Source organism: Chelatococcus sp. GCM10030263 (genome assembly GCF_042666455.1).
Lineage (GTDB): Bacteria > Pseudomonadota > Alphaproteobacteria > Rhizobiales > Beijerinckiaceae > Chelatococcus.
The window spans coordinates 549998-571077 of record NZ_JBHTDB010000016.1 but is presented as its reverse complement, the minus strand read 5'-3'; the positions used below and the strand labels follow the sequence as shown (position 1 = coordinate 571077).

The following is a 21080-nucleotide window of genomic DNA, read 5'->3' as shown; positions in this document are numbered from 1 at the left end:
GCTGCACTTCGTGCGCTCGCCGAAAGGCCTTCCGTCCTCCTGGCTTATGCGCTCCTGGCCGCGACTGCAGCGCCCGTGCCTCTGCGCGTGTTCCGCCTCCAGGCGCTCCCGCCGGCGAGCGCGAGCACGGCGATCACCACGGTGCCCTGGACGATGTCCTGGGTGCCGGGCGGTAGCCCTGCGATCTGCATGGTCGTGACGATCAGCACGAGCAGGACGCAGCCGAAGAAGGTGCCGACAGCCGTCGAGCCGCCGCCGAAGATGAGTGAGCCGCCGATCACCACGGCGCCGACCGACTGCAAGAGATAGGGTGTGCCCATCTCGAGAAAGGCGCCGCCCACATAGGCGCTGAGGAGGGCGCCATCGATCGCCGCAAGAAGCGAGCTGATCAGGAAGGTCGTTGCCACCACGCGGCCGGTCCGCACACCGGCGAGCCGCGCCGCGCGCAGGTTCTGGCCGACCGCCGACAGGCTGCGCCCATAGGCGAGCCGGCCGAGAACGAGGCTGGAGAGGATAACCGCTGCGAGCGCTACGAGAAGCATCACCGGCACGCCGGCGACCTTTCCGGCCGCGACGAAGGTGAGCGCAGGGTTGGCGACGGCGCCCGCGATATGGCGGTTGGCGAGAAGCGTCCCGGTGGCGAGCACGTAACCCGTCGCCAAGGTCGCAATCATCGCCGGGATCCGGAAGAGCACGACGAGCACCGCATTCACCGTCCCGACCACGAGGCCGATGGCGAGGACAGCCGCGAGCCCCAGCGCAAGATTGCCGTCGCTGCCGCTCGACAGGATCAGGCTCGCAAAGGCGCTCATGGCGATCACGCTGGCGATCGACAGATCGATATTGCCGCGCCCGGTGGTGACCACGAACATCTGCCCGAGCGCTGCGAGCACCAGGAAGGAGGCGGAGGTCGCCACCCCCGAGAGGCTATGCAGGCTGAGCCGGTCTGTGATGAGGCTGAGGATGCCCCACAGGACGACGACGCCGATCAGCGACCAGATCCAGCGGTTGCGCGCCGCCCATTGCGACAGGTTCTGCATCACGCCTCTCCCCGGCGGTCGGCCGCGATGCGCAGCACCAGGATGACGAGCAGCAGCGCTCCCTGCACCGCCGCGTTATAGTCGGTGCTGACGTCAAGCGTGCCGAGAAGGGCGCCGATCAGCGACAAGGTGGCGGCTCCCGCCGCGACGCCGAGCGGCGAAATGACGCCGCCCAGCAAAGCGCAGCCCCCCATCACAACCGCTGCGACGCTCAAGAGCGTGAAGGACCCGCCGGCATTGATGTCGCTCGCCGTGTTGATCGCGGTGAGGGAAAGCCCGGCGACGAGGCCGAAGGCTCCGGCGATGAGATAGCGGATGACCGCATAACGCAGCACCGACCAGCCGCCGCGTGCGAGCGCCGGCGCATTGTTGCCGAAGCCGCGCAGCACCACGCCGAGCGGTGCTCGATCGATAAGGACCGCCACGGCCGCGGCGATGAGCACGAGCACGACCGTGGTCGGTACGCCCGGGATCTGCCAGGTGAAGAGCGCCGTGAGCCATTCCGGGCTGCTGCCGCCGGGCGTCGGCTGCAGGCTGTAGCCGATGCCGATCCAGATGAAGGACGCCCCAAGCGTCACCACGATGGCCGGGATCTTCCTCAGGTGGATGATGGCCGCAAGCACGCCATAGGCGAGCCAGGCGGCGAGGAGCGCCATGGCTCCCACGGCAGGGTTGTCGACCAGGAGCGTCGCGCTGATGACATTGACGACACCCGCGAAGGCGCCGACGCCGAGGTCGATCTCGCTGCCGCCGATCACGAACATCTGAGCGAATGCAATCAAGGTGAGTGCCACGGCCGAACCGAGCAAGAGGTCGAGCCCGAAGGCCGTCAGCACCATCGGATTGATCGCCGCCATCACGCCGATCACGGCGATGAGGCTGACGAAGGGCATCAGCCCGACGAGACGGCCGGCGATGTCGCGATCCACACCCTGCCGCTTACTTGCGTCGCGGTTTGCCGTCGCGCCGGAGATCTCCTGCAGGAAGGACGAGTTGACGATTTTGTCCTCGGAGATCTCGTCGCCCACGAGCTCGCGCACGATACACCCGCCGCTGAAGACGAGCACGCGGTCGCATTCGAGGAATTCGAGGTCTTCGGTCGAATGCCAGACCACGAGGCGGCCGGCGGCGGCGATCTCCTCGACAACGCCGTAGAAGTCGGTCTTTGCATTGACGTCGACGCCGCGGGTGGGATCGTCGAGAAGGATAACCTCGCCGTCGCCGACGAGGGCGCGAGCGACGAGCGCCTTCTGCTGATTGCCGCCGCTGAGCTCCAAAATGTTGGACGTGAGCCGCGAAGGATCGAGGCTGAGGCGTTCGATCGCGGGCAAGGCGGCGCGGCGTTCCTCCGCATCGGAGACGGGCGCCCAGCCCGGCCGGTGCGCGATGCGCCCGAGGCCAATATTGCCGAGCACGTCCCAGAGCGGGAAGACGCCCTCACGCTGGCGGTCGCCCGAGACGAAGCTGGTGCTTGCAAGGACGGCGACATCGCCTTGCCGCCCGGCTGTGAAGAGCCGGTGGAGCATGTCCTTCTGGCCGTTGCCCTCAAGGCCCGCCAAGCCGACGATTTCGCCGGCCCGGAGCTCGATGGATCGGCCGAGCGGTGCGACGATGTCGCCGGAGAGGCGGGCGACGACTTTGCCGCGCCCGGCGGTGTCCAGGGACCGGCGCTCGGCTTTCGCCGCCGCCTCGGCCGCGCCTCCCATGGCCTGCACGAGTTGTTCGACAGAGGCGCCCGCAGCATCGCCGGCCCAGGCGGTCCGACCATTGCGCAGCACCACGATGCGCGAGGCAAACCCGAGGATTTCCTTGAGCTTGTGGCTGATGAAGACAAAGGAAACGCCGGCTGCGGCGCGCGCCTTGACGAAGGCCTGCAGCTGCCGGCTGCGCTCGACATCGAGCGAGGAGGTCGGCTCGTCGAGAACGAGCAGCTTCAGGGCTGGATCCGCCGCCGCGCGGGCGATCTCCACCATCTGGCGTTGGCCGATGGGCAGGCGGTCGACTTGCCGGTCGACGTCGATGCCGTGGCCGGGGAAGACCTCGTCGAGGCCGCGCTTGGCCAGGCTCCGGTAGGTGCGGCGCCAGCCGGGAACGCTCCGCGCGATATCCGGCCGCTCCAGAAAGAAATTTTCGGCGACCGTGAGATTGCCGCAGAGCGACAGCTCCTGGTGGACGATGCGGATCCCTTCAGCGCGTGACCGGGCCGGACCATAGCCATGCCAAGGGATAGATGCGCCGGCGATGGCGAGGCCGCCCTCGTCCGGCGCGATCACGCCCGTCAGGACGCGCATCAAGGTGCTCTTGCCGGCGCCGTTTCCACCCACCAGACCGATCACCTCGCCACGGCGAACGACGAGATCGACACTGCTATTGGCAAGGGTCGGCCCAAAGGCCTTGGTGATGCCGGTCAAGGCGACGACCGGCGCAGCCACGTCCACTTGCCCGGATCGGATCGGCGCAGTCTCCATGACCGGAGATAGGGCCTGCTTCATCGCCGCTGTCATCCGCAAACTTGGCTCGAAAGGAAGGCCGGCCCCGCTCTGTGGCGCGGCCGGACGAGACGGTCGGAACGGCCCGATCGAGGCCGGGGCGAGCTACTTCTTTGCGAGAAGGTTCTTCTCGACCCATTCCTCGCTATAGCTCGGGCTGACGATGACGCCGGCGGGCAAGCTCGTGTAATCCTTCAGGTTCTCGTCCGTCACTGTTGCCACGGGCATGATCATCGTCTTGGGCGGCTCGGCCCCTTTGACGATCTTGTAGGCGAGCCAGAAGGCCGCTCCGCCAATACCCGGCGTCGTGTTCATCGAGATCGTCGAATAGCCGTTCTCTTCTTTCTGCTTCGCCCACCACTGGACGAAGTTGGAGCTGCCACCGCCCTCGATGACCGGCATCTTCTTGGCATAATCGCCGCCATATTGCTCGAAGGCCTGAGCGATGCCGGTATCGTCGCTGCCGCCCTGGGCGAGCACCGCGTCCACATGCGGCAGGCTCGGCAGGACATTGGCGATCGCCGCCTGGGCGACGGAGGCCGTGGCCTGGCCGTAGACCGTCGCGACGACCTTCACGTCGGGATAGTTCTTCAGAACAGCTTCTTGTGCGGCAAACATGTCGTGATCGGGTGCCGAGCCTTTGACGCCGCGCACGACGATGATGTTGCCCTTGCCGCCGATCTTCTTCATGACCCACTCGGCTTGCTGTTTCTTATAGCCGGTGAAGTCGAAATTGAGCTGGAAGTTGCAGGGCGCCGAGGCGACGGAATCGAAGGACACGACCTTAATGCCGGCCTTGCAGGCCTTTTCGATGATGCCGTTGACGGCCGTTTCGGAGGCGGCGTCCACGGCGATCGCGTCGACCTTCTTCAGGATGAGTTCGGCGATCTGGCTGTTCTGCTGAGCGACGCTGCCGTCGCCGTTGAGAATGATATAATCGGCGATCTTGCCCTCTTCCTTCGCCTTCTTGGCTTCGGCCTCGAAGGCCTCGACCATCTGGTGGCGCCAGGTATTGCCGTAATAGGCGTTGGAGAGGGCGATGACGGGCTTGTCGGGCGAGGCCGCTGCAGGGGCCGCTGCAAGCGCAGCCGCCACGGCAATGCCGGCGAGCCAGAAGGTCGAGCGTGACCTGTTCATGAGTTTTCCTCCTTGGCGGCCGAGCTTCGTATGCCGGCTCGCACCGCGGCGTTGTTCCCCCACATCGGCGTTTTCCGATGCAGGCCGGAGATTATCTCATCATACCAGATTGGCAAGTCCTGAAGCTTGCGTGCCAGCTCAGGTCATTGCCCGGTGGGCGACGGTCCCGACGCCAGCGAAGAATCGCTCCAGCTGGTCGGCAGTAGGTACAGGCTCGTTCCAATAGTATAGCCGGCTATTATACCGGCGGCGTCGCGTTGGTCCTGGCCTACGGCCGCGGCCGGCATCACTGCACGAAGGCGCCGACCTCGGTCGCGACATCGAGGAATTTCTGCAGGGCAGGGGAGGGATTGTCGCGCACATAGGCGGCGCCGAGGGTGAGCTGGGGCGCGGGACCTTCCAGCCGCCGGTAGGTGGCGAGCGGCCGGGCGTAGTGCTGCAGCCGCGACGCGACGAAGCCGATCCCGATATTGCAGGCCGCCATCGCCACGATCGACTGGGCGGGCGAGGCCTCGACGATCTCCTTCGGGCTGAAGCCGGCGTCATGGCAAAGGGCGATGATGTGGTCGTAGAGCCGTGGCCCAATCTGGCGCGGAAAGATGACGAAGCGCTCGTCCTTCAAGTCGCCCATCGTGAGATGAGGCAGGCGTGCGAGCGGATTTCTCTCCGAGAGCACGATGTCGAAGGGCGTGTTGGCGATCTCGCGGCAGGCGAGGGACGGGTCGTCCAAGGGCGGATGCAGGATGCCGACATGGATGTCGCCCCGGCGCAAGGCGGCCTCCTGCTCGGCCGTCGTCATGTCATGGGCGACGATCTCGACCCGCGGCAGGATCTCACTGAAACGCTTGACGATTTCCGGCAGCACGATGAACAGGGCTGGTGCCGTGGCGCCGACGACCAGTTGGCCGATCGCGCCGCTGTCCATCTGCCGCGCGAGATGCACCGCCTCGTCCATGGTGCGCAGGATCTTGCGCGCCTCGGCGAGGAAGACCTCGCCGGCGCGGGTTAGCGAGACGCGCCGCTTCGTCCGGTAGACGAGCTGCACCTGCAATTGGTCTTCCAGCTCGCGCAGCTGCTGGCTGAGCCCCGGCTGGCTGATGTGGGAGCGCGCCGCCGCGCGGTGGAAATGCAGTTCCTCCGCAAGCGCCACGAAGCAGGTGAGCCGTCGCCGATCCATGGTCGCCTGATAAGTATCAGCTATCAATAAATCAAGTAAAATAATTGGACTTGTTTAGTGGCGCGGCTACCGTCGCGCCACAGGGAGAGGCCTTGCACATGAAGATCTTCATGATTGGCGAGGCGGCTAATCACAAAGATAAACTCGCCGCCAAGCTGCCGAGCACCTATGAATTCGTCGCCTTGCCGCGAGAAGCAGCCCAGGCGCCGTCCTTCGATAACCAGATCGGGCCGGAGGACGTGGTGATTTCCTTGCGCTTCTCACGCAAGACATCGCCTGCGCCGTCCTTCCGGCTGCTGCATGTGCCGGGCGCCGGCCTCGACGGCATCGATTTCAATACGCTGCCGGCCGCCTCGACCGTCTGCAACGTCTTCGAACATGAAATTCCGATCGCCGAATATGTTTGCCTTGCGATGCTCCAGTGGGAGATCCGCCTCGACGAGATGCGGCAGAGCTTTACGCCGCAGAGCTGGTCGGACGTCTACCGCAGCCGCGTGCCCCACGGCGAATTGTTCGGCCGCACCCTCGGCATCATCGGCTTCGGCCGCATCGGCCGGGCGATCGCCGCACGCGCGCGCGCCTTCGGCATGCGCATCGTGGCGCTCGACGCCGCGACAGAAGTCCCCCCGGGCCTGGCCGACCAGCTCCTGTCCCCCGGCAATTTGCCGGAGCTTCTCGGCCAGGCCGACTATATCGCCATCGCCTGTCCCTTGACGGAGGAGACGCGCGGCCTCTTCGGCGCGGCTGAGTTCCGCGCCATGAAGACGAGCGCCGTCGTCATCAACATCTCGCGGGCCGAAATTCTGGCGGAAGCCGCACTCTACGAAGCGCTGCGCGACGGCGTGATCGGCGGCGCCTGCCTCGATGTCTGGTACCGCTATCCGGCTGGCGCCGACGACCAGGTGCCGCCAGCGAACCTGCCGTTCCATGACCTGCCGAATGTAATCGCGACCCCGCATTCCTCGGCCTGGACCGCCAATCTGCCCGGCCGCCGCTACAGCTTCATCGCCGAGAACCTGAAGCGTCTGGCCGCGGGCGAACCTCTTCTCAATGTCGTGCGCCGGCCGCTCGCCTGACCGCCTGGAACAAGCTGAATGACAAGCGATACGCCCATCAAGATCACCGGCATCAAGACGCTCGTCGTCAATGCCGAAATGCGCAACTGGATCTTCGTCAAGGTCCTCACCGACCAGGACGGCCTCTACGGCTGGGGCGAAGCGAGCCTCAACTGGAAAACGCGCGCGGTCGTCGGGGCGCTCGAAGATCTCGAACCGATCCTCATCGGCCGCGATCCGCGTGATATCGAGCAATGCCTGCGCGCCATGACCAAGTTCAGCTACTACCGGCTGGGCATGGTCGGCGTCACGGCGATCAGCGGCATCGAACATGCGCTGTGGGACATCTTCGGCAAGAGCGTCGGCTTGCCCGTCTGGCGCCTTCTCGGCGGCAAGACCCGCGACCGCGTCCGCGTCTATACGCATCTCGGGCTCGGCGACATGCGCTCCGTCTATGAGACCTTCGATCCAGGCGCCCTGAAGGAGAGGGCGGCTGCGGTCGTCGAGCAGGGCTATGACGCGCTCAAAGTCGTCTTCATTCCGTACAGTCACTACACCGCCTCGATTCCGTCGCGCCGCCACGTCGGCCGGCTGATGCAGGCGCTGCGTGACGCGGTGGGCGACAGCGTCGACATCATGATCGACTTCCACGGCCGGCCCGCATCGATTTCCGCGGCGCTCGAATTCATCCAGGAGCTCACGCCCTACAGGCCGATGTTCTGCGAGGAGCCGGTGCAGCCGGGCGACACGGCGGCGCTGCGCATCATCGCCGAACAGGCGGGCTGCCCCATCGCCTCCGGCGAGCGCCTCGTGGGCCTGCGTGAGTTCCTGCCGGTCTTCACCCAAAAGGCGCTCAATATCGCCCAGCCGGATCTCAATCACACCGGCGGGCTGCTCGAGGGCAAGCGCATCGCCGCCGCCGCCGAGGCCGAGCTCATCGGCATCGCGCCGCATAACCCCAACGGTCCGCTCGCCGGCGCCGCCGCGCTCCATTTCGACATCGCCACGCCGAATTTCGTCATCCAGGAGGAAATGTCGGGGGCGGTGCCCTGGTATGACGATGTCGTGCAGACGCCGATGCGCCGCGTCGGCAGCTATTGGGAAATCCCTCATGCGCCTGGCTTCGGCGTCGAAGTCAACGAACGCGAAGCCGCCAAGCATCCCTTCAAGCCCGAAGTCATGCATTCCGCTTCCGCCGTCCTCGAAGACGGCACCATTGTCGATTGGTGAATCAACATGAACGCAGCTTTCCAACACGGCGACAGACGCATCTCGACGCCGGGCGGGGTTTATAACGCCCTGCCGCCGCGGATCGTCTTCGGCGTGGGAGCCATCGCCGGCATTGCCGAGGAAGTGGAGCGTTTCGGTGCGCGCCGCGCGCTCGTGCTCTCGACGCCCGGCCGCAGCGCCTTGGGGGACGAGGTCGTTCGCCGGTTGGACGACCGCTGCGTCGGCATCCTGCCGGAAGCCGTGTCGCAAGTGCCGATCGAGCTCGCTAAGCACGGCCAGGAGCGGGCCCGTGAACTCGGCGCCGATTGCCTGATCAGCGTCGGGGGCGGTGCCTCCATCGGGCTCGGCAAGGGGATTGGATTGGAGCTTCCGCTGCCGATCATCGCCGTGCCCACCACCTATTCCGGCTCGGAGATGACGGGCTTCTGCGGCATCACCATCGATGGCGTGAAGCGCATGCATACGAGCCTCAACATGCTCGCCAGCACCGTCGTCTATGATCCGGCGCTGACCCTGAGCCTGCCGCACGAGGCCGGTATGGCGAGCGCCCTGAACGCGCTTGCGCACTGCATCGACGTCATCTACGTGCCCACGGTGAGCCCCACCGTCCTGCTTGCCGCCATCGAGGGCGCCCGCGTTCTCGCCCATGCCATTCCACGCGTCGCGCGGGAGCCGGCCGACATCGAGGCGCGGAGCGATCTCTTGTTCGGCGCACATCTGGCGGGCGCAGCGCTCACCGGCGGCTTTGCCCTGCAGCATGGCCTCGCCCATACGCTGGGCGGCAGCTTCGGCGTGGCCCATGGCCTGTCGCATGCTCTCGTCCTGCCGCATGTAGCCGCCTATAACGCCCGCTTCGCCCAGCCCGCCTTTGCGCGGATCGCCGCGGCGATGGGTGTGGAGAATGTCGGCGCCGCCATTTTCGACCTGATGGTGGAGGTCGGCCTGCCGATCCGTCTCAAGGATCTCGGCTTCAAGGAGGCGGATATTCCGAGAGCCGTCGAGATCACCGTCGAGACCGACAACGGGCTCAACCCGGGGCCGGTCACGGCAGAGGCCGTCCACGGCATCCTGCAGGCGGCCTATGAGGGAACACGCCCCGGCTGACGCACGGATTCCGGCCAATCAAGTCAAACCTGCAAGAAATTCAGAAGGAGGAACGTCGATGACCATCGCCCGCAGAACATTTCTGACAACCGCCGCGTCCTTTGCCGCGGTCGCGCCCTTCGTGTCGCGTGCGCGCGCAGCCGAGGTCAGCTGGCAGTTCGGCCACGGCTTTCCGGCCAATCATCCGCTGCAGATTCGCGCGGTCGAGGCGGCGGAGAGGATCAAGAAGGACAGCGACGGGCGGATGGAAATCGACGTGCTGCCGAACAGCCAGCTCGGCGGCGACAGCGACCTCCTGGCGCAGGTCCGTTCCGGGGCCATCCAGATGTTCAGCACGGGCGGGCTCATCCTCTCGACGCTCGTGCCAGTGGCCTCCATCAACGGCATGGGTTTCGTCTTCAAGGATTACGGCGCCGTATGGTCGGCCATGGACGGCGACCTCGGCAAGGTCGTGCGCACGGGCTTCGAGAAGGCCGGGCTCTTCGCCTTCGAGCGCATGTGGGACAACGGCTTCCGCGAGATCACGACGAAGGCCAGGGCGATCAACGGCCCCGAGGATCTGAAGAATTTCAAGATCCGCGTGCCGATCAGCCAGCTCTATGTCTCGCTGTTCTCGGCGCTCGGCGCCGCGCCGACGAGCATCAATCTCGCGGAGGTCTACACAGCCCTGCAGACGGGCGTGGTCGACGGCCAGGAGAACCCGCTCGTCGTCGCCAATACCGCGAAATTCTACGAGGTGCAGAAATTCTGCTCCCTGACCAATCACGTCTGGGACGGGTCCTGGCTCTTGGCCAATGGCCGCGCCTGGCGGACCCTGCCCGACGATCTGAAGGCGATCGTCGGCCGCAATTTCAACGAGAGCGGTCTTGTTCAGCGGCAGGATATCGCCAAGCTGAACGAGAACCTCCAGACAGACCTGCAGGCCAAGGGCCTTACCTTCAACAAGACGGATCCCGAGCCCTTCCGGGAAGCGCTGCGCAAGGCCGGTTTCTACGCCGAGTGGAAGGCCAAATACGGTGAAGAGGCCTGGAGCGCGCTCGAGTCCTCCGTAGGCAAGCTCGCATGAACAGCGTGTCGGAGCTGGAAGCGGTCGGCGCACCGGGCGCGGCGCTCGCCGCCGACGGCCGCCGGCTGGCGGGCCTCGACCTCTTCATGGCGCGGCTCGTCGAGATACCGGTCGCGCTTCTGGTCGGGGCCGAAATCCTCATCCTGCTCGCCGGGGTCATCGCGCGCTATCTACTCCACGCTCCGATCACCTGGTCGGACGAACTCGCCTCGACGCTCTTCCTGTGGCTCGCCATGCTCGGCGCGGTGGTCGCCTTCCACCGCGGCGCGCATATGCGCATGACGGCCTTCATAGGCTCGGCTTCGCCGCCGAAGCGTGCCTTCCTCGACACCTTGGCGATCGCAGCCGCGCTCGCCTTCCTGCTCCTCGTTCTGCAGCCGGCCGTCGAATTTGCCTATGAAGAAAGCTATATCACGACGCCGGCCTTGCAGATCTCGAACGCCTGGCGCGCTGCGGCGCTGCCGACCGGCATCGCCCTGATGACGCTTTCGGCGCTGTTGCGTTTGGCGCAAGCCGGCAATCTTCGCGTCGTTTTCGGCGCCGTTGCCATGACGGCCATCCTCTGCGCGGTCTTCTACCTGCTCAGCCCGCTCTTCGCCGGCCTCGGCAAGTTCAATCTCCTCATCTTCTTCGTCGGCGTCGTGGCGGCCACTGTCTTCGCCGGCGTTCCCATCGCCTTCGCCTTCGGGCTGGCGACCTTCGGCTATCTGCTCCTCACCACGAAGGTGCCGCTTCTCGCCATGGTCGGGCGCATGGACGAGGGTATGTCGCACCTCATCCTGTTGTCGGTGCCGCTCTTCGTCTTTCTCGGCCAGCTCATCGAGATGACCGGCATGGCGCGCGCCATGGTGAGCGTGCTCGCCAATCTCCTCGGTCATGTGCGCGGCGGCCTCTCCTATGTGCTCATCGGGGCGATGTATCTGGTCTCCGGCATTTCCGGCGCCAAGGCCGCGGACATGGCAGCGGTCGCGCCCATTCTTTTTCCCGAAATGCAGAAGCGGGGCGCCAAGCCCGGTGATCTCGTGGCACTGCTGGCGGCCACAGGCGCCCAGACGGAAACCATTCCGCCTAGCATCGTGCTCATCACCATCGGCTCGGTGACGGGCGTCTCCATTGCGGCACTCTTCACCGGCGGCTTGCTGCCGGGGTTGGTCCTCGCCTTCATGCTCTGCGGCGTGGTCTGGTTTCGCTATCGCCACGAGGACCTGTCCCTGGTGCGCCGGCCGACGCGCAGCGAGCTCGGGCGCAGCTTCATCATCGCGCTGCCGGCGCTTGCCTTGCCTTTCATCATTCGCGCGGCGGTCGTGGAGGGCGTGGCGACGGCGACGGAAGTCTCGACCATCGGCATCGCCTATGCCGTCGTGGCGGGTCTCCTCATCTACCGGCAATTCGATTGGAGCCGCATCGGGCCGATGCTGGTCGAGACGGCGGCCCTGTCCGGCGCCATTCTCTTCATCATCGGCACGGCGACCGGCATGGCCTGGTGCCTCACCCGTTCTGGGCTGGCAAGCGACCTGACCACCCTGATCGCGGCCCTACCCGGGGGCAAGGCCGGCTTCATTGCCGTCTCCATCCTCGTCTTCGTCATTCTCGGCAGCGTGTTGGAAGGCATTCCGGTCATCGTGCTGTTCGGGCCGCTTCTCTTTCCGCTGGCACGAGAGCTCGGCGTGGACGAGGTGCACTATTCCATGATCGCCATTCTGGCGATGGGCCTCGGGCTTTTCGCGCCGCCCTTCGGCGTGGGCTATTACGTAGCCTGTGCCATCGGGAAGGTGCATCCGGACGAGGGCATGAAGCCGATCTGGGGCTATCTGGCCGCGTTGATGGTCGGGCTCCTGCTCGTCGCCGCCATTCCGTGGATCTCGACCGGCTTCCTCTGAGGACTTCGCCGTGAGGCTCTCGGGCAGGCGAGGTTCGCTCGCCCGAGGCTCACGGCGGCCCCTTGCCTGCGGAGGCGATCACGCATCCGGCTCGTTCTCATCCGCATCCGCCTCGGCCGTTTCGTCGATGAGATCGGAGGTCTCCTTCTCGAAAACCGGCGTTTCGGCCGGATCGAGCCCGAAGCGAAGGGCGATGTCGGGCGCATAGCGCAGAAGATCTCGCCGCAGCCGGATCAGGGCGAGATCCTTCGCCTTGGCTTCAAGCATCACGTCCGGCTCGAGGCCGTCGGCCATGCGCATGAATGTGATGAACTCGAAGGGGTGACAGAAGTCGGCATGGCCCGTCCACACAGGCGCCAGCCTGACGGTGACGGACTTGCGCGTCTTGGGATCCTTGCGCTTCGCTTCCCGAAGCTCGGTTCGCGGCGAGGAGAAATGGACCTTGGGCCGCACGCCGGCAGGCCAGGTGGCGAGCATGCGGTGAAGAGTGCCGCGAAGGTCGAGCCCTTCCGGGTTCAGACACCAGAAGTGCTGGTGGTCGAAGACGAGCGGCACGCCCGTTTGCTCGTGAATCCAGAGCGTATCGGCGGCGCTGAAGCGTATATCGTCATGTTCGAGCACCAGCCGTCGGCGAACCGGCTCGGGCAGTTTCGCCCAGGTCTCGACCCAGCGGGCATTGCTCGCCGGCCGGTCGCCGTAGGTTCCGCCCACATGAATGACGAGCACGGCTTCCGGTCCGAGCTCCATCAAGTCGAGCATTTCCGCCTGGGAGACGAGATCGGCGATGCTCTTTGTGGTGAGCGCCGGATCGGGGCTGTTCAGGATGATGTATTGCGAAGGGTGGAAGGAGAGACGGATATCGAGTTGGCGCGCTTTCCTTCCGATGGCTGCAAGCTCGTGCGCGCTGTCCCGGACCATGCCGTGAAACTGTGGCATGTCGGGATGGGTGGCATAGGGCGCGAGGTCGGAGGACATCCGATACATGCGGATGCGATGCATGGCGAGATAATCGAAGATGGCATCGAGATAGCCCAGCGAGGTTTTCAGATGCGGCGCATTCGCCCAACGCCGGGCGTCATTGGACTTGAGCTCCGGCTGCCCGAGCACCTTCACGGGAAATCCGAGCCTCATTGGGACGCCGTTCATCTCAGCACCTCCGCGCCGAAGCGCACCGCTTCGCTTAAGCCGCCAGCGCGGCCTGTGCGAAGGCGCTTCGAGATCGGAACGCCGGAATCCGGAAATGGATCGCGCGCGGCGCTGAAGGAATGCGACGTGCGGGCGGCGGCTTGTGTATTCAGGATCTTGCCGTAAGAGTTCACGCGCCTTTCTGTTACCGATTCCCGAGGCCATGATCTGGTTCGTTCTTTGTGCGGTCCTGCTCCGCCTGGCGACCCTCGCCGTCTCCATCCGCAATGAGAAGCGGCTCAAGGCCGAAGGTGCTGTCGAGTTCGGCGCAACGAATTCGTCCGTGCTCGCTCTGGCCCATGTCGCCTTCTATGTCGCCGCAGCTGCCGAGGGCTTCTGGCGGGCGGCCCCGGTCGATACGATCAGCTACCTTGGCTTCGCGCTCTATGCCTTCGGCATGGTGATGCTTCTGGTCGTGATCCGTCTGCTCGGGCGCTGGTGGACCGTGAAACTCATCCTCGCGCGGGACCATCAACTCGTGCAGCACCCGCTGTTCAGCGCCGTCCGCCATCCGAATTACTACCTCAACATCCTGCCGGAGCTGGTGGGTTTTGCGCTGGCGCTGCACGCCTACGCCACGCTGATCATCGGGCTGCCGTGCTATCTCGTCGTGCTGGCCATCCGCATCCGCCTGGAGGATCAGGTGATGAAAGGCCGCTTCGACGAATACTGACCGGCGCTGCGACGTCAAAGACCCGCATTTCTGCCGCTGAACGGAGCCTCCATGCGGAATGACCCTTCGGCCCTTGCGGCTGTTCTGAGATCGGCAGGGCCGAGCGATCGCGCACTCGCCACCGATCCGGCTTTCTACGAACTCCTCACCGGCAGCTACGCGCGCCTCGTCGGGACGCCGCTCGCGCCCGAACGGCCGGACGGCCCGCGTTGGCTCTACGAAGACGCCTCTTTCTGCATTCTGGCGCACAACACGGATCCGGATCCGCGCTTCGTCTACGCGAACACGACCGCGCAGGCCTGCTTCGAATACTCTTGGGACGAGTTGACATCGCTGCCCTCGCGGCTGTCAGCGGAAGCGCCGAACCGCGAGGAACGGCAGCGCCTGCTCGACAGCGTGACCCGCCAAGGGTTCGCCTCGGATTATCGCGGTTTGCGGATCGCCAAGTCCGGGCGTCTTTTCTGGATCGAGGACGCGACCGTCTGGCAGCTTTTGGGTCCGGACGGCACGCTCTATGGCCAGGGGGCCGTCCTGCGTGGCTGGAGCGACGCTTGATGCAGCCGTGAAGGCGGCCACCGGTAGCTCAGGCTCAATCCGCGCGGACGAGTTCCGCTGCGAGCCGGCCGACCGCCTGGCGCTGCTCGATATGGGGCAGATGCCCGGTCGCCGCGAAGATGTGGACGGCGATGGTGCCCGGCAGGCCCTGCGCATGGCGTGCGGGGATGATGCGGTCTTCGGCGCCGTAGACCACTTTCACCGGCCATTCGAATTGCCCGAGCAGGCGGCGGATGCTGAAACCCTGGGTGCCGTCCGGAAAGAGATGGGCGGCGATTTCGGTCTGCGCCTTGATCTGCTCGTCCGTGCGCGCGCGGAGCGTGCCGAGCGCGAAGGCCGGTCCGAGGGCTTGAGCGTCGAAGACGAGTTCGCGGACCCATGGCGCGAGGCTTGCCTCGCCCGTCGCCCTGAGGAAGCCCGCGACGAAGGGGCCGTTCATGTCGGGGCCGAGGCCGGCCGGTGAGATGAGCATCAGCGAGCGGACGTCGAGCCGCGCCTGCGCCGCGGCCGTGGCCGCAACGGCAGCCCCGAGCGAATGGGCGATCAGATGGACGCTGTCGAGGCCCTCCGCCTCGATCGTGTCGAGAAGAGCCGCGGCGAAGTCGTCGATGCTGATCCCGCCCGACAGTGGCGAGCGGCCATGGCCGGGCAGATCGATGCCGAGGATCGGCCGATCCGCCGGCAGCGAATGGACGAAGGGCCGCCAACCGTTGATATCCGCCCCGAAGCCGTGCACCAGCACGAGCGGCGTGCCGCCGCCCTGGCGCAGCCAGACACGGTGGAGCGGGCCGGCGGTCTGCCCCGACGCGGCCTTTTGGGCTTGCGGCCGTGGCCGCGCCTCGATTGCGGGGGCGGTTGAGGCCACATGCGCCAGCACGTCGCTCTCTTGCACGCGTCCGCGCGGGCCGCTTCCTTTGATCACGGCGAGGTCGATCCGGTGCTCACGGGCGAGGCGGCGCGCGAGCGGTGTGGCACGCACACCATTCGGCTCCGCCTCGCCCGCGCTCTCGACCGCTGCAACACCAGCCAGAGTCGTCGAGGCTGCCGCCGGGGGAAGGGGGGCAGGCTCGGCAGGCGCGTCGGCCGCGGTCGGGATGTCGAGAGGCGCACCGGGCGCCGCTGCGACCGGCTTGGGGCCTGCGGGGGCGTCAGAGGCCTCGTCCTCGCCATAGATCTTGGCGACGACGCTGCCGACCGGCAGCTCCTTGCCTTGATCATCGGCGATGTCGCGGATGATGCCCGAGACGGGGGCCTCGATCTCCATCGCCGCCTTGTCGGTCTCGATCTCGAAGATCACCTGGCCCTTCTCGACCTTGGCGTTCTCGTCGACGAACCAGCGCGAGACCTTGCCGGTTGCCATGTCCATGTCGACGCGCGGCAGGATCACCTCGGTCGGCATCGTCAGACCTCCTTGCGCACGAGCTGGCGCAGCGCAGCGACGATGTCGGGCACCTGCGGCACCGCGGCCTTCTCCAGCTCCGGATTGTAGGGCAGGGGCGCTTCCGCGCCGCCGAGGCGCATGATCGGCGCGTCGAGATAGTCGAAGGCCTCGCTTTCGACGATCGCGGCGCTCACCTCGGCGCCGATGCCGAGCGTCTTCACGGCCTCATAGACCGTCAGCAGCCGCGAGGTCTTCTTAACGCTCTCGACGATGGTGGCCGTATCCATCGGCCTGAGCGAACGCAGGTCGATGACCTCGACTTCGATGCCCTCCTCGGCCAGCTGGGCTGCCGCATCGAGGGACTTGTGCACCATGATCGAGGTCGCGACGACGGTTGCGTCGCGGCCACGCCGGCGGATCTCCGCCTTGCCGATGGGCACGGTGTAATGGCCCTCGGGCACCGGCCCTTTCATCTTGTAGAGGAGCTTGTGCTCGAAGATCATCACCGGGTCGGGGTCTTCGACCGCCGCCAGCAGCAGCCCCTTGGCGTCATGCGGCGTAGCCGGCTGCACCACCTTCAAGCCCGGCACGTGGGCGAGCCAGGCCTCCAGGCTCTGGCTGTGCTGCGCGGCGGCTCCCGTCCCGGAGCCTGCCGGGAAGCGCATCACGAGCGGAACGGAGACATTGCCGCCGAGCATGTAGCGCATCTTGGCGGCCTGGTTCACGATCTGCTCCATGGCGAGCGTCGCGAAATCCGAGAACTGGAATTCGAAGATCGGCCGCATGCCGGTCATGGCCGCCCCAACCGCCACGCCCGCGCCGCCGAGCTCGGAGATGGGCGTGTCCATCACCCGGTCTTCGCCGAAGCGGTGGACGAGATCGCCCGTCACCTGGAAGGCGCCGCCATAGACGCCGATATCCTCGCCCATGAGGAAGACGCGCTCGTCGGCCTCCATGGCGAGCGCCATGGCTTCCTGGATAGCCTGGGCGTAGCTCAATTCGCGGACTTTCGCATCCATGGCCGGCTCAATCCGTATAGACATAGCGGGTGACGTCGGCGGGCGAGGGCGAAGGGCTCTGCGTGGCGAAATCGAGCCCTTCCTTGATCTCGGCCTCCACCTCGGCGCGGATTTTTTCGATCTCCTCCGGCGTGATCAGACCGAGACCGGTCAGCTCCCGCTCGAACAGCGTGATGGGATCGCGCGCCTGCCAGGCCTCGATCTCCTCCTTGGTGCGGTAGCGGTTGCGGTCGGATCGCGAATGGCCGCGGATACGGTAGGTCTTGCTTTCGATCAGCGTCGGCCCCTCGCCGCGGCGCGCCCGATCGGCTGCCTCGAAGGCGGCGGCGGCAACCTCGGCGAAATTATTGCCGTCGACGATCACGCCCGGCATGGCATAGGCGCTGGCGCGGTCTGCCACATTCGCCACCGCCGTCGAGCGCTTCGTGGAGGTCGACATGCCATAGCCGTTGTTCTCGCAGACGAAGATCACCGGCAGCTTCCAGATGGAGGCCATATTGAGCGCCTCGTGGAAGGCGCCCTCGTTGTTGGCGCCGTCGCCGAAGAAGGACACGACGACCGAGCCCTTGCCCTGCTTCTTCATGGCAAGCGCCGCACCCACCGCGATCGGAATGCCGCCGCCGACGATGCCGTTGGCGCCGAGATTGCCCTTCGAGACATCGGCGATATGCATGGAGCCGCCACGCCCGCGGCAATAGCCGCCCTCCTTGCCGAAGAATTCGGCGAGCATCTTTTTCACCTCCGCGCCCTTGCCGATGCAATGGCCGTGGCCGCGATGGGTCGAGGTGATGAAGTCCGCGTCGGTCAGGGGCGCGCAGATGCCGACCGCGCTCGCTTCCTGGCCGATGGAGAGATGCATCGTGCCGTGGATGAGGCCGCGCATATAGGCCTCTTCCGCGCTTTCCTCGAAGCGGCGGATGAGATGCATTTTGCGCAGGGCCTCACGCAGGTCGTCGGTGGTGAGGCGCCGGTAGACGGCCGGCAGATTGGCAGCCTGGGTGAGGGCTGCCTTTTCGGTGGCGGATTGAGCCATGACGATCCTCTCGGCATAGCGGGCGGTCGGCAGCGCCGTCCGCCTCGGCTCAGGCAGCAGGCACGAAGCGCGCATCCGCCTGGTCGAGGCGGCGGCGGATCTGGGTGACGACGAGCGAGTCGTCCGGCTGGCAATTGTCGTAGCTGAGGCGCTCTCCAGCCTTGATGGGCTTCAGAACCTTCGCCCGTTCGGAAAGGCCGAGCGGCAGGGCGCCGGCGCTGCGCGCCTCCCCCCAGGTCATGGCGAAGCCGCGATAGTCGGTCTCGCCGATCTTGCCGAGCGTCTCGCCGGGCTGAAGGTCGCGCTTGGCGACGGCGACGCATTCGGCGACCGGATAATCGAGCGGCTGCATGTCGGCTTTGCCATAGAGCACGGCGCGGACGGCCGACAGCGGCGTCTCCAGGCTGGTAAGGTGATATGGGCGCATAATCGAGAAGCACGGGCCGGGACCGACCTTGAGGTCGATCATGCGTTCCAGCACCCGCGGATGCCTCGGCTTCACGACGCAGAACACACCCGGCGCGACGCCCTTGCCGATGGAATAGTCGACGACGCCCGAGCGGTTGAGAATGCCGCCGTCTGCCTTGGTGCAGAGCACCTGCGCGAGTTCCTCACGCGTCGCCTTCGGCCCATGCATGCCGGGCACGTCCGGTACGAGGCCGGTGGCATTGGCGACCGCGACCATCTCGACCATGGTCTTGGAGCCGTCGACGAATTCGACCAGCATGCGCGCATTCATATTGCGCTGCCGGGCCTCCTCCTCGTAGTCGACCGGCATCGCATCGAATTTGAGTGGATTGTTCTTGCCCTTGCCGGCCGCGACGATCTCGAAGCCGAGGCTCTGGGCGAAGGTAAAGAGCTCGAGCGTGCAGGCCGGCTCGTCGCCTGCCGCCCCGGTGTAGACCACGCCCGCCTTGCGCGCCTCCTCCTTGAGGAAGCGGCCGACTGTGATGTCCGCCTCGACGTTCAGCATCACGACATGCTTGCCGTTCTTCATCGCTTCGAGCGCGAAGAGCGTGCCGATATTCGGATTGCCGGTGGCATCGATCACCACGTCGATCCGGCCGGCGGCGCAGAGCGCGTTCATGTCGTCGGTGATGGCGAGCTTGTTCGCCTCGATGGCGCGGTCGATATCGGACGCGCTCGAGGCATTGACGACGTCATCGGCGGCGCGACCGGCGAGCAGCGCCGCCTCCCGCGCGGCATCGACGCGAATCTCGGAAATGGCGCCGATGCGCACGCCGGGCATCAGGGCGACTTCGACGACGATGTCCGTGCCCATCTGGCCAGCGCCGGCCAAGCCGATGGTGATCGGCCCGGACGTCTCCGCCCGCGCCGCCAGTTCGGCCGCCAATCCCAGCTGCATTGCTCGCTCCATCGAACCTACCTCTCAACCCACATGGATATCAAATTATGGAACTTTTGTATGACGGTCAAACAACGTGTTCAGATGCTGTCGCCCGAGACGTCCCGGTGTGTCGGATAAGCCGAAAGGCCAGCGTCGCTTTAAGGCTGCCTCGCGGCCCTTCCCGAGCCTGGCGTCGAGCGTGCGGGGCCGGACCTAAGCCGGCCGGCGAACTGTGGATGCCAGGGCTCTCCCCTAGGGTAACCCCGGTGCCGCGATGGGCGCTAGACACAACCTGGTATAAGCTTTGTGGTCAGCAGTAGTACATATTGACACAAGATATATCAAATGTTCTTCTGAGCCGATGGTGAGGACCGGCCACAGAAGCCGGTCGCCCTTTGGGACGTGCAGAGTCGTCTGCATAGCTGAAGCCGGAGGTGGCCCATGCCCATTTGGCAAATCGGATTGATTCTGCTGGTCGTCGTATGGCTGTTGCAGGCCCTTGGGACATGGCTCCAGATGCGTCACTACCGGCAGGTGATGGCGGCGATCCGGGATCGCTGGTCAGACGGATATCTGGGCGTGGGCAATGCCCGCGCGAGCCTGGGACGCGGCGTCATTCTCATGCTGGTCGTCGGTCCCGACGACACGGTTCGTGATCTCCTCATCATGGAGGGGCGGAGCGTGCTCGCCAAGTTCAAGCGCCTCGGCGCGTTTGATGGGCGCAGTCTCAAAAGCCTGCGCGACGATGAAGGCTTCAACGCCGTACGCGGGCGGGCACATGCCTTGGAACAGGCGATAAAGCAGATCGAAAAGGCGAAAGCCGAGAAGGCCGCGCCTTCGGAAATGACGGTCCAGCCGGCTTGAGCTCCGGCGGACGATAAAAGGCCGAGCGACCTCATCAAGGGGAGGGGACATGACGATCTTTGCCATCATGGCGCAGCACATGGATGCGGTCGGGCAGGGGCTGGACTATGCATCCATGGGGGCGAGCCACGCCGTCCACAGCCTTGGCGCGGCTGCCGCGGGCGGCCATACGGGCCAGGCCACGAGCGATCTCATCATTCTCGCGCAGAATGGGGCACCCGCCGCCCCGGTGCCCGGCGGCGCGACCGCCGACTTCGCCGACCGGGTGAAGAATCTGGCCCCGGAGGAGCAGCTCGGCTGGCTCACCACCATCGGCCGTCATTTCATCGGCATGTTCCAGAAAGGCGGCGAGGTCTTTGCGGGCTTCGTGACCGGCATCATCCCGACGCTGATCGTGCTGATGACGGCCTTCTATGCGATCACCGAAATGGTCGGCGAGCAGCGCGTGCATGGCCTTGCCCGCGCCGCAGGCCGCATTGCGCTGACCCGCTATACGGTCTTGCCGGTACTCGCCATGTTCTTCCTGACCAATCCGATGGCCTATACCTTCGGCACCTTTCTCGAAGAAAAGCATAAGCCCGCCTTCTACGACTCGGCGGTATCCTTCTGCCATCCGATCACCGGTCTCTTTCCCCACGCCAATCCGGGCGAATATTTCGTCTGGGGTGGTGTGCTCGTGGCTATCCAGCAGCTCGAGGCGGCGGGCAAGCTGCCCGCAGGCTGGCACGTCAATCTGGCCATCTGGTACTTCATCGTCGGCTTGGTGGTGATCCTGCTCAAAGGCATCGTCACGGAAAAGATCACGCAGATCCTGGCCCGCCGCGAAGGCGTGACGCTCTAAGGC

18 protein-coding genes are annotated in these 21080 nt (G+C 65.7%); 9 read left to right on the top strand and 9 right to left on the bottom strand.

Annotation, left to right across the window (positions count from 1 at the left end):
• Positions 1 to 44 precede the first annotated feature (44 nt).
• From ACFQU1_RS24990 to ACFQU1_RS24975, 4 genes are all read right to left on the bottom strand, one after another.
• Positions 45 to 1040, bottom strand: coding sequence for an ABC transporter permease (locus ACFQU1_RS24990; RefSeq protein ID WP_378137899.1), 996 nt, complete (start codon positions 1038 to 1040; stop codon positions 45 to 47).
• Complete coding sequence (locus ACFQU1_RS24985; protein WP_378137897.1) at positions 1040 to 3532, bottom strand: ATP-binding cassette domain-containing protein; 2493 nt, start codon at positions 3530 to 3532, stop codon at positions 1040 to 1042. Before ACFQU1_RS24985 ends, ACFQU1_RS24990 begins: the two co-directional genes overlap by 1 nt.
• 102 nt (positions 3533 to 3634) lie before the next feature.
• Positions 3635 to 4666, bottom strand: coding sequence for an ABC transporter substrate-binding protein (locus ACFQU1_RS24980; protein WP_378137895.1), 1032 nt, complete (start codon positions 4664 to 4666; stop codon positions 3635 to 3637).
• Positions 4667 to 4952: 286 nt separating this feature from the next.
• On the bottom strand, positions 4953 to 5843 hold the full coding sequence (locus ACFQU1_RS24975) for a LysR family transcriptional regulator (protein WP_378137893.1): 891 nt from the start codon (positions 5841 to 5843) through the stop codon (positions 4953 to 4955).
• 98 nt (positions 5844 to 5941) lie between these two features.
• Between ACFQU1_RS24975 and ACFQU1_RS24970 the strand changes: the two genes are divergently transcribed.
• Genes ACFQU1_RS24970 through ACFQU1_RS24950 form a run of 5 tightly spaced genes read left to right on the top strand, consistent with a single transcriptional unit; the run spans position 5942 to position 12178 of the window.
• Positions 5942 to 6919 carry an NAD(P)-dependent oxidoreductase gene (locus ACFQU1_RS24970; protein ID WP_378137891.1) on the top strand — a complete coding sequence of 326 codons (978 nt, stop codon included), beginning with the start codon at positions 5942 to 5944 and terminating at the stop codon, positions 6917 to 6919.
• An 18-nt stretch (positions 6920 to 6937) separates the two neighbouring features.
• Complete coding sequence (locus tag ACFQU1_RS24965; RefSeq protein ID WP_378137889.1) at positions 6938 to 8128, top strand: enolase C-terminal domain-like protein; 1191 nt, start codon at positions 6938 to 6940, stop codon at positions 8126 to 8128.
• 6 nt (positions 8129 to 8134) lie between these two features.
• Entirely contained in the window at positions 8135 to 9232 is a 1098-nt protein-coding gene (locus tag ACFQU1_RS24960; protein ID WP_378137887.1) for a maleylacetate reductase, read from the top strand.
• Positions 9233 to 9290: 58 nt separating this feature from the next.
• Positions 9291 to 10298 carry a TRAP transporter substrate-binding protein gene (locus tag ACFQU1_RS24955; RefSeq protein ID WP_378137885.1) on the top strand — a complete coding sequence of 336 codons (1008 nt, stop codon included), beginning with the start codon at positions 9291 to 9293 and terminating at the stop codon, positions 10296 to 10298.
• Positions 10295 to 12178 carry a TRAP transporter large permease subunit gene (locus ACFQU1_RS24950; protein WP_378137883.1) on the top strand — a complete coding sequence of 628 codons (1884 nt, stop codon included), beginning with the start codon at positions 10295 to 10297 and terminating at the stop codon, positions 12176 to 12178. The genes ACFQU1_RS24955 and ACFQU1_RS24950 overlap by 4 nt, the downstream gene beginning before the upstream one ends.
• A 78-nt stretch (positions 12179 to 12256) precedes the next feature.
• On the opposite strand, the gene uvsE is transcribed toward ACFQU1_RS24950, so the two are convergent.
• Positions 12257 to 13324 (bottom strand): UV DNA damage repair endonuclease UvsE, encoded by a 1068-nt coding sequence (uvsE, locus tag ACFQU1_RS24945; protein WP_378137881.1) that lies wholly within the window; start codon positions 13322 to 13324, stop codon positions 12257 to 12259.
• Positions 13325 to 13526: 202 nt separating this feature from the next.
• Here uvsE and ACFQU1_RS24940 point away from each other — a divergent pair, with 202 nt between their 5' ends.
• A complete protein-coding gene (locus tag ACFQU1_RS24940) occupies positions 13527 to 14036 on the top strand; it encodes an isoprenylcysteine carboxyl methyltransferase family protein (RefSeq protein WP_378137879.1) in 510 nt (169 codons plus the stop codon).
• A gap of 51 nt (positions 14037 to 14087) precedes the next feature.
• Positions 14088 to 14591 carry an MEKHLA domain-containing protein gene (locus ACFQU1_RS24935; protein ID WP_378137877.1) on the top strand — a complete coding sequence of 168 codons (504 nt, stop codon included), beginning with the start codon at positions 14088 to 14090 and terminating at the stop codon, positions 14589 to 14591.
• A gap of 34 nt (positions 14592 to 14625) precedes the next feature.
• On the opposite strand, the gene ACFQU1_RS24930 is transcribed toward ACFQU1_RS24935, so the two are convergent.
• From ACFQU1_RS24930 to ACFQU1_RS24915, 4 genes are read right to left on the bottom strand one after another with little or no spacing between them, the layout of a single operon-like run.
• Positions 14626 to 15990 carry an acetoin dehydrogenase dihydrolipoyllysine-residue acetyltransferase subunit gene (locus tag ACFQU1_RS24930; protein ID WP_378137875.1) on the bottom strand — a complete coding sequence of 455 codons (1365 nt, stop codon included), beginning with the start codon at positions 15988 to 15990 and terminating at the stop codon, positions 14626 to 14628.
• 2 nt (positions 15991 to 15992) lie between these two features.
• The gene (locus tag ACFQU1_RS24925; RefSeq protein ID WP_378137873.1) at positions 15993 to 16991 is read right to left on the bottom strand and encodes an alpha-ketoacid dehydrogenase subunit beta; all 999 of its coding nucleotides are present in this window, start codon (positions 16989 to 16991) and stop codon (positions 15993 to 15995) included.
• A 7-nt stretch (positions 16992 to 16998) separates the two neighbouring features.
• Entirely contained in the window at positions 16999 to 18024 is a 1026-nt protein-coding gene (locus ACFQU1_RS24920) for a thiamine pyrophosphate-dependent dehydrogenase E1 component subunit alpha (protein WP_378137871.1), read from the bottom strand.
• Between the two features lie 49 nt (positions 18025 to 18073).
• Positions 18074 to 19390 carry an NAD(P)H-dependent oxidoreductase gene (locus ACFQU1_RS24915; RefSeq protein WP_378137869.1) on the bottom strand — a complete coding sequence of 439 codons (1317 nt, stop codon included), beginning with the start codon at positions 19388 to 19390 and terminating at the stop codon, positions 18074 to 18076.
• A 444-nt stretch (positions 19391 to 19834) separates the two neighbouring features.
• Between ACFQU1_RS24915 and ACFQU1_RS24910 the strand changes: the two genes are divergently transcribed.
• Positions 19835 to 20236: a transcriptional regulator GutM gene (locus ACFQU1_RS24910; RefSeq protein ID WP_378137867.1), complete on the top strand. Its 402-nt coding sequence runs from the start codon at positions 19835 to 19837 to the stop codon at positions 20234 to 20236.
• A 49-nt stretch (positions 20237 to 20285) separates the two neighbouring features.
• On the top strand, positions 20286 to 21077 hold the full coding sequence (locus ACFQU1_RS24905) for a PTS glucitol/sorbitol transporter subunit IIC (protein WP_378137865.1): 792 nt from the start codon (positions 20286 to 20288) through the stop codon (positions 21075 to 21077).
• Positions 21078 to 21080 lie beyond the last annotated feature (3 nt).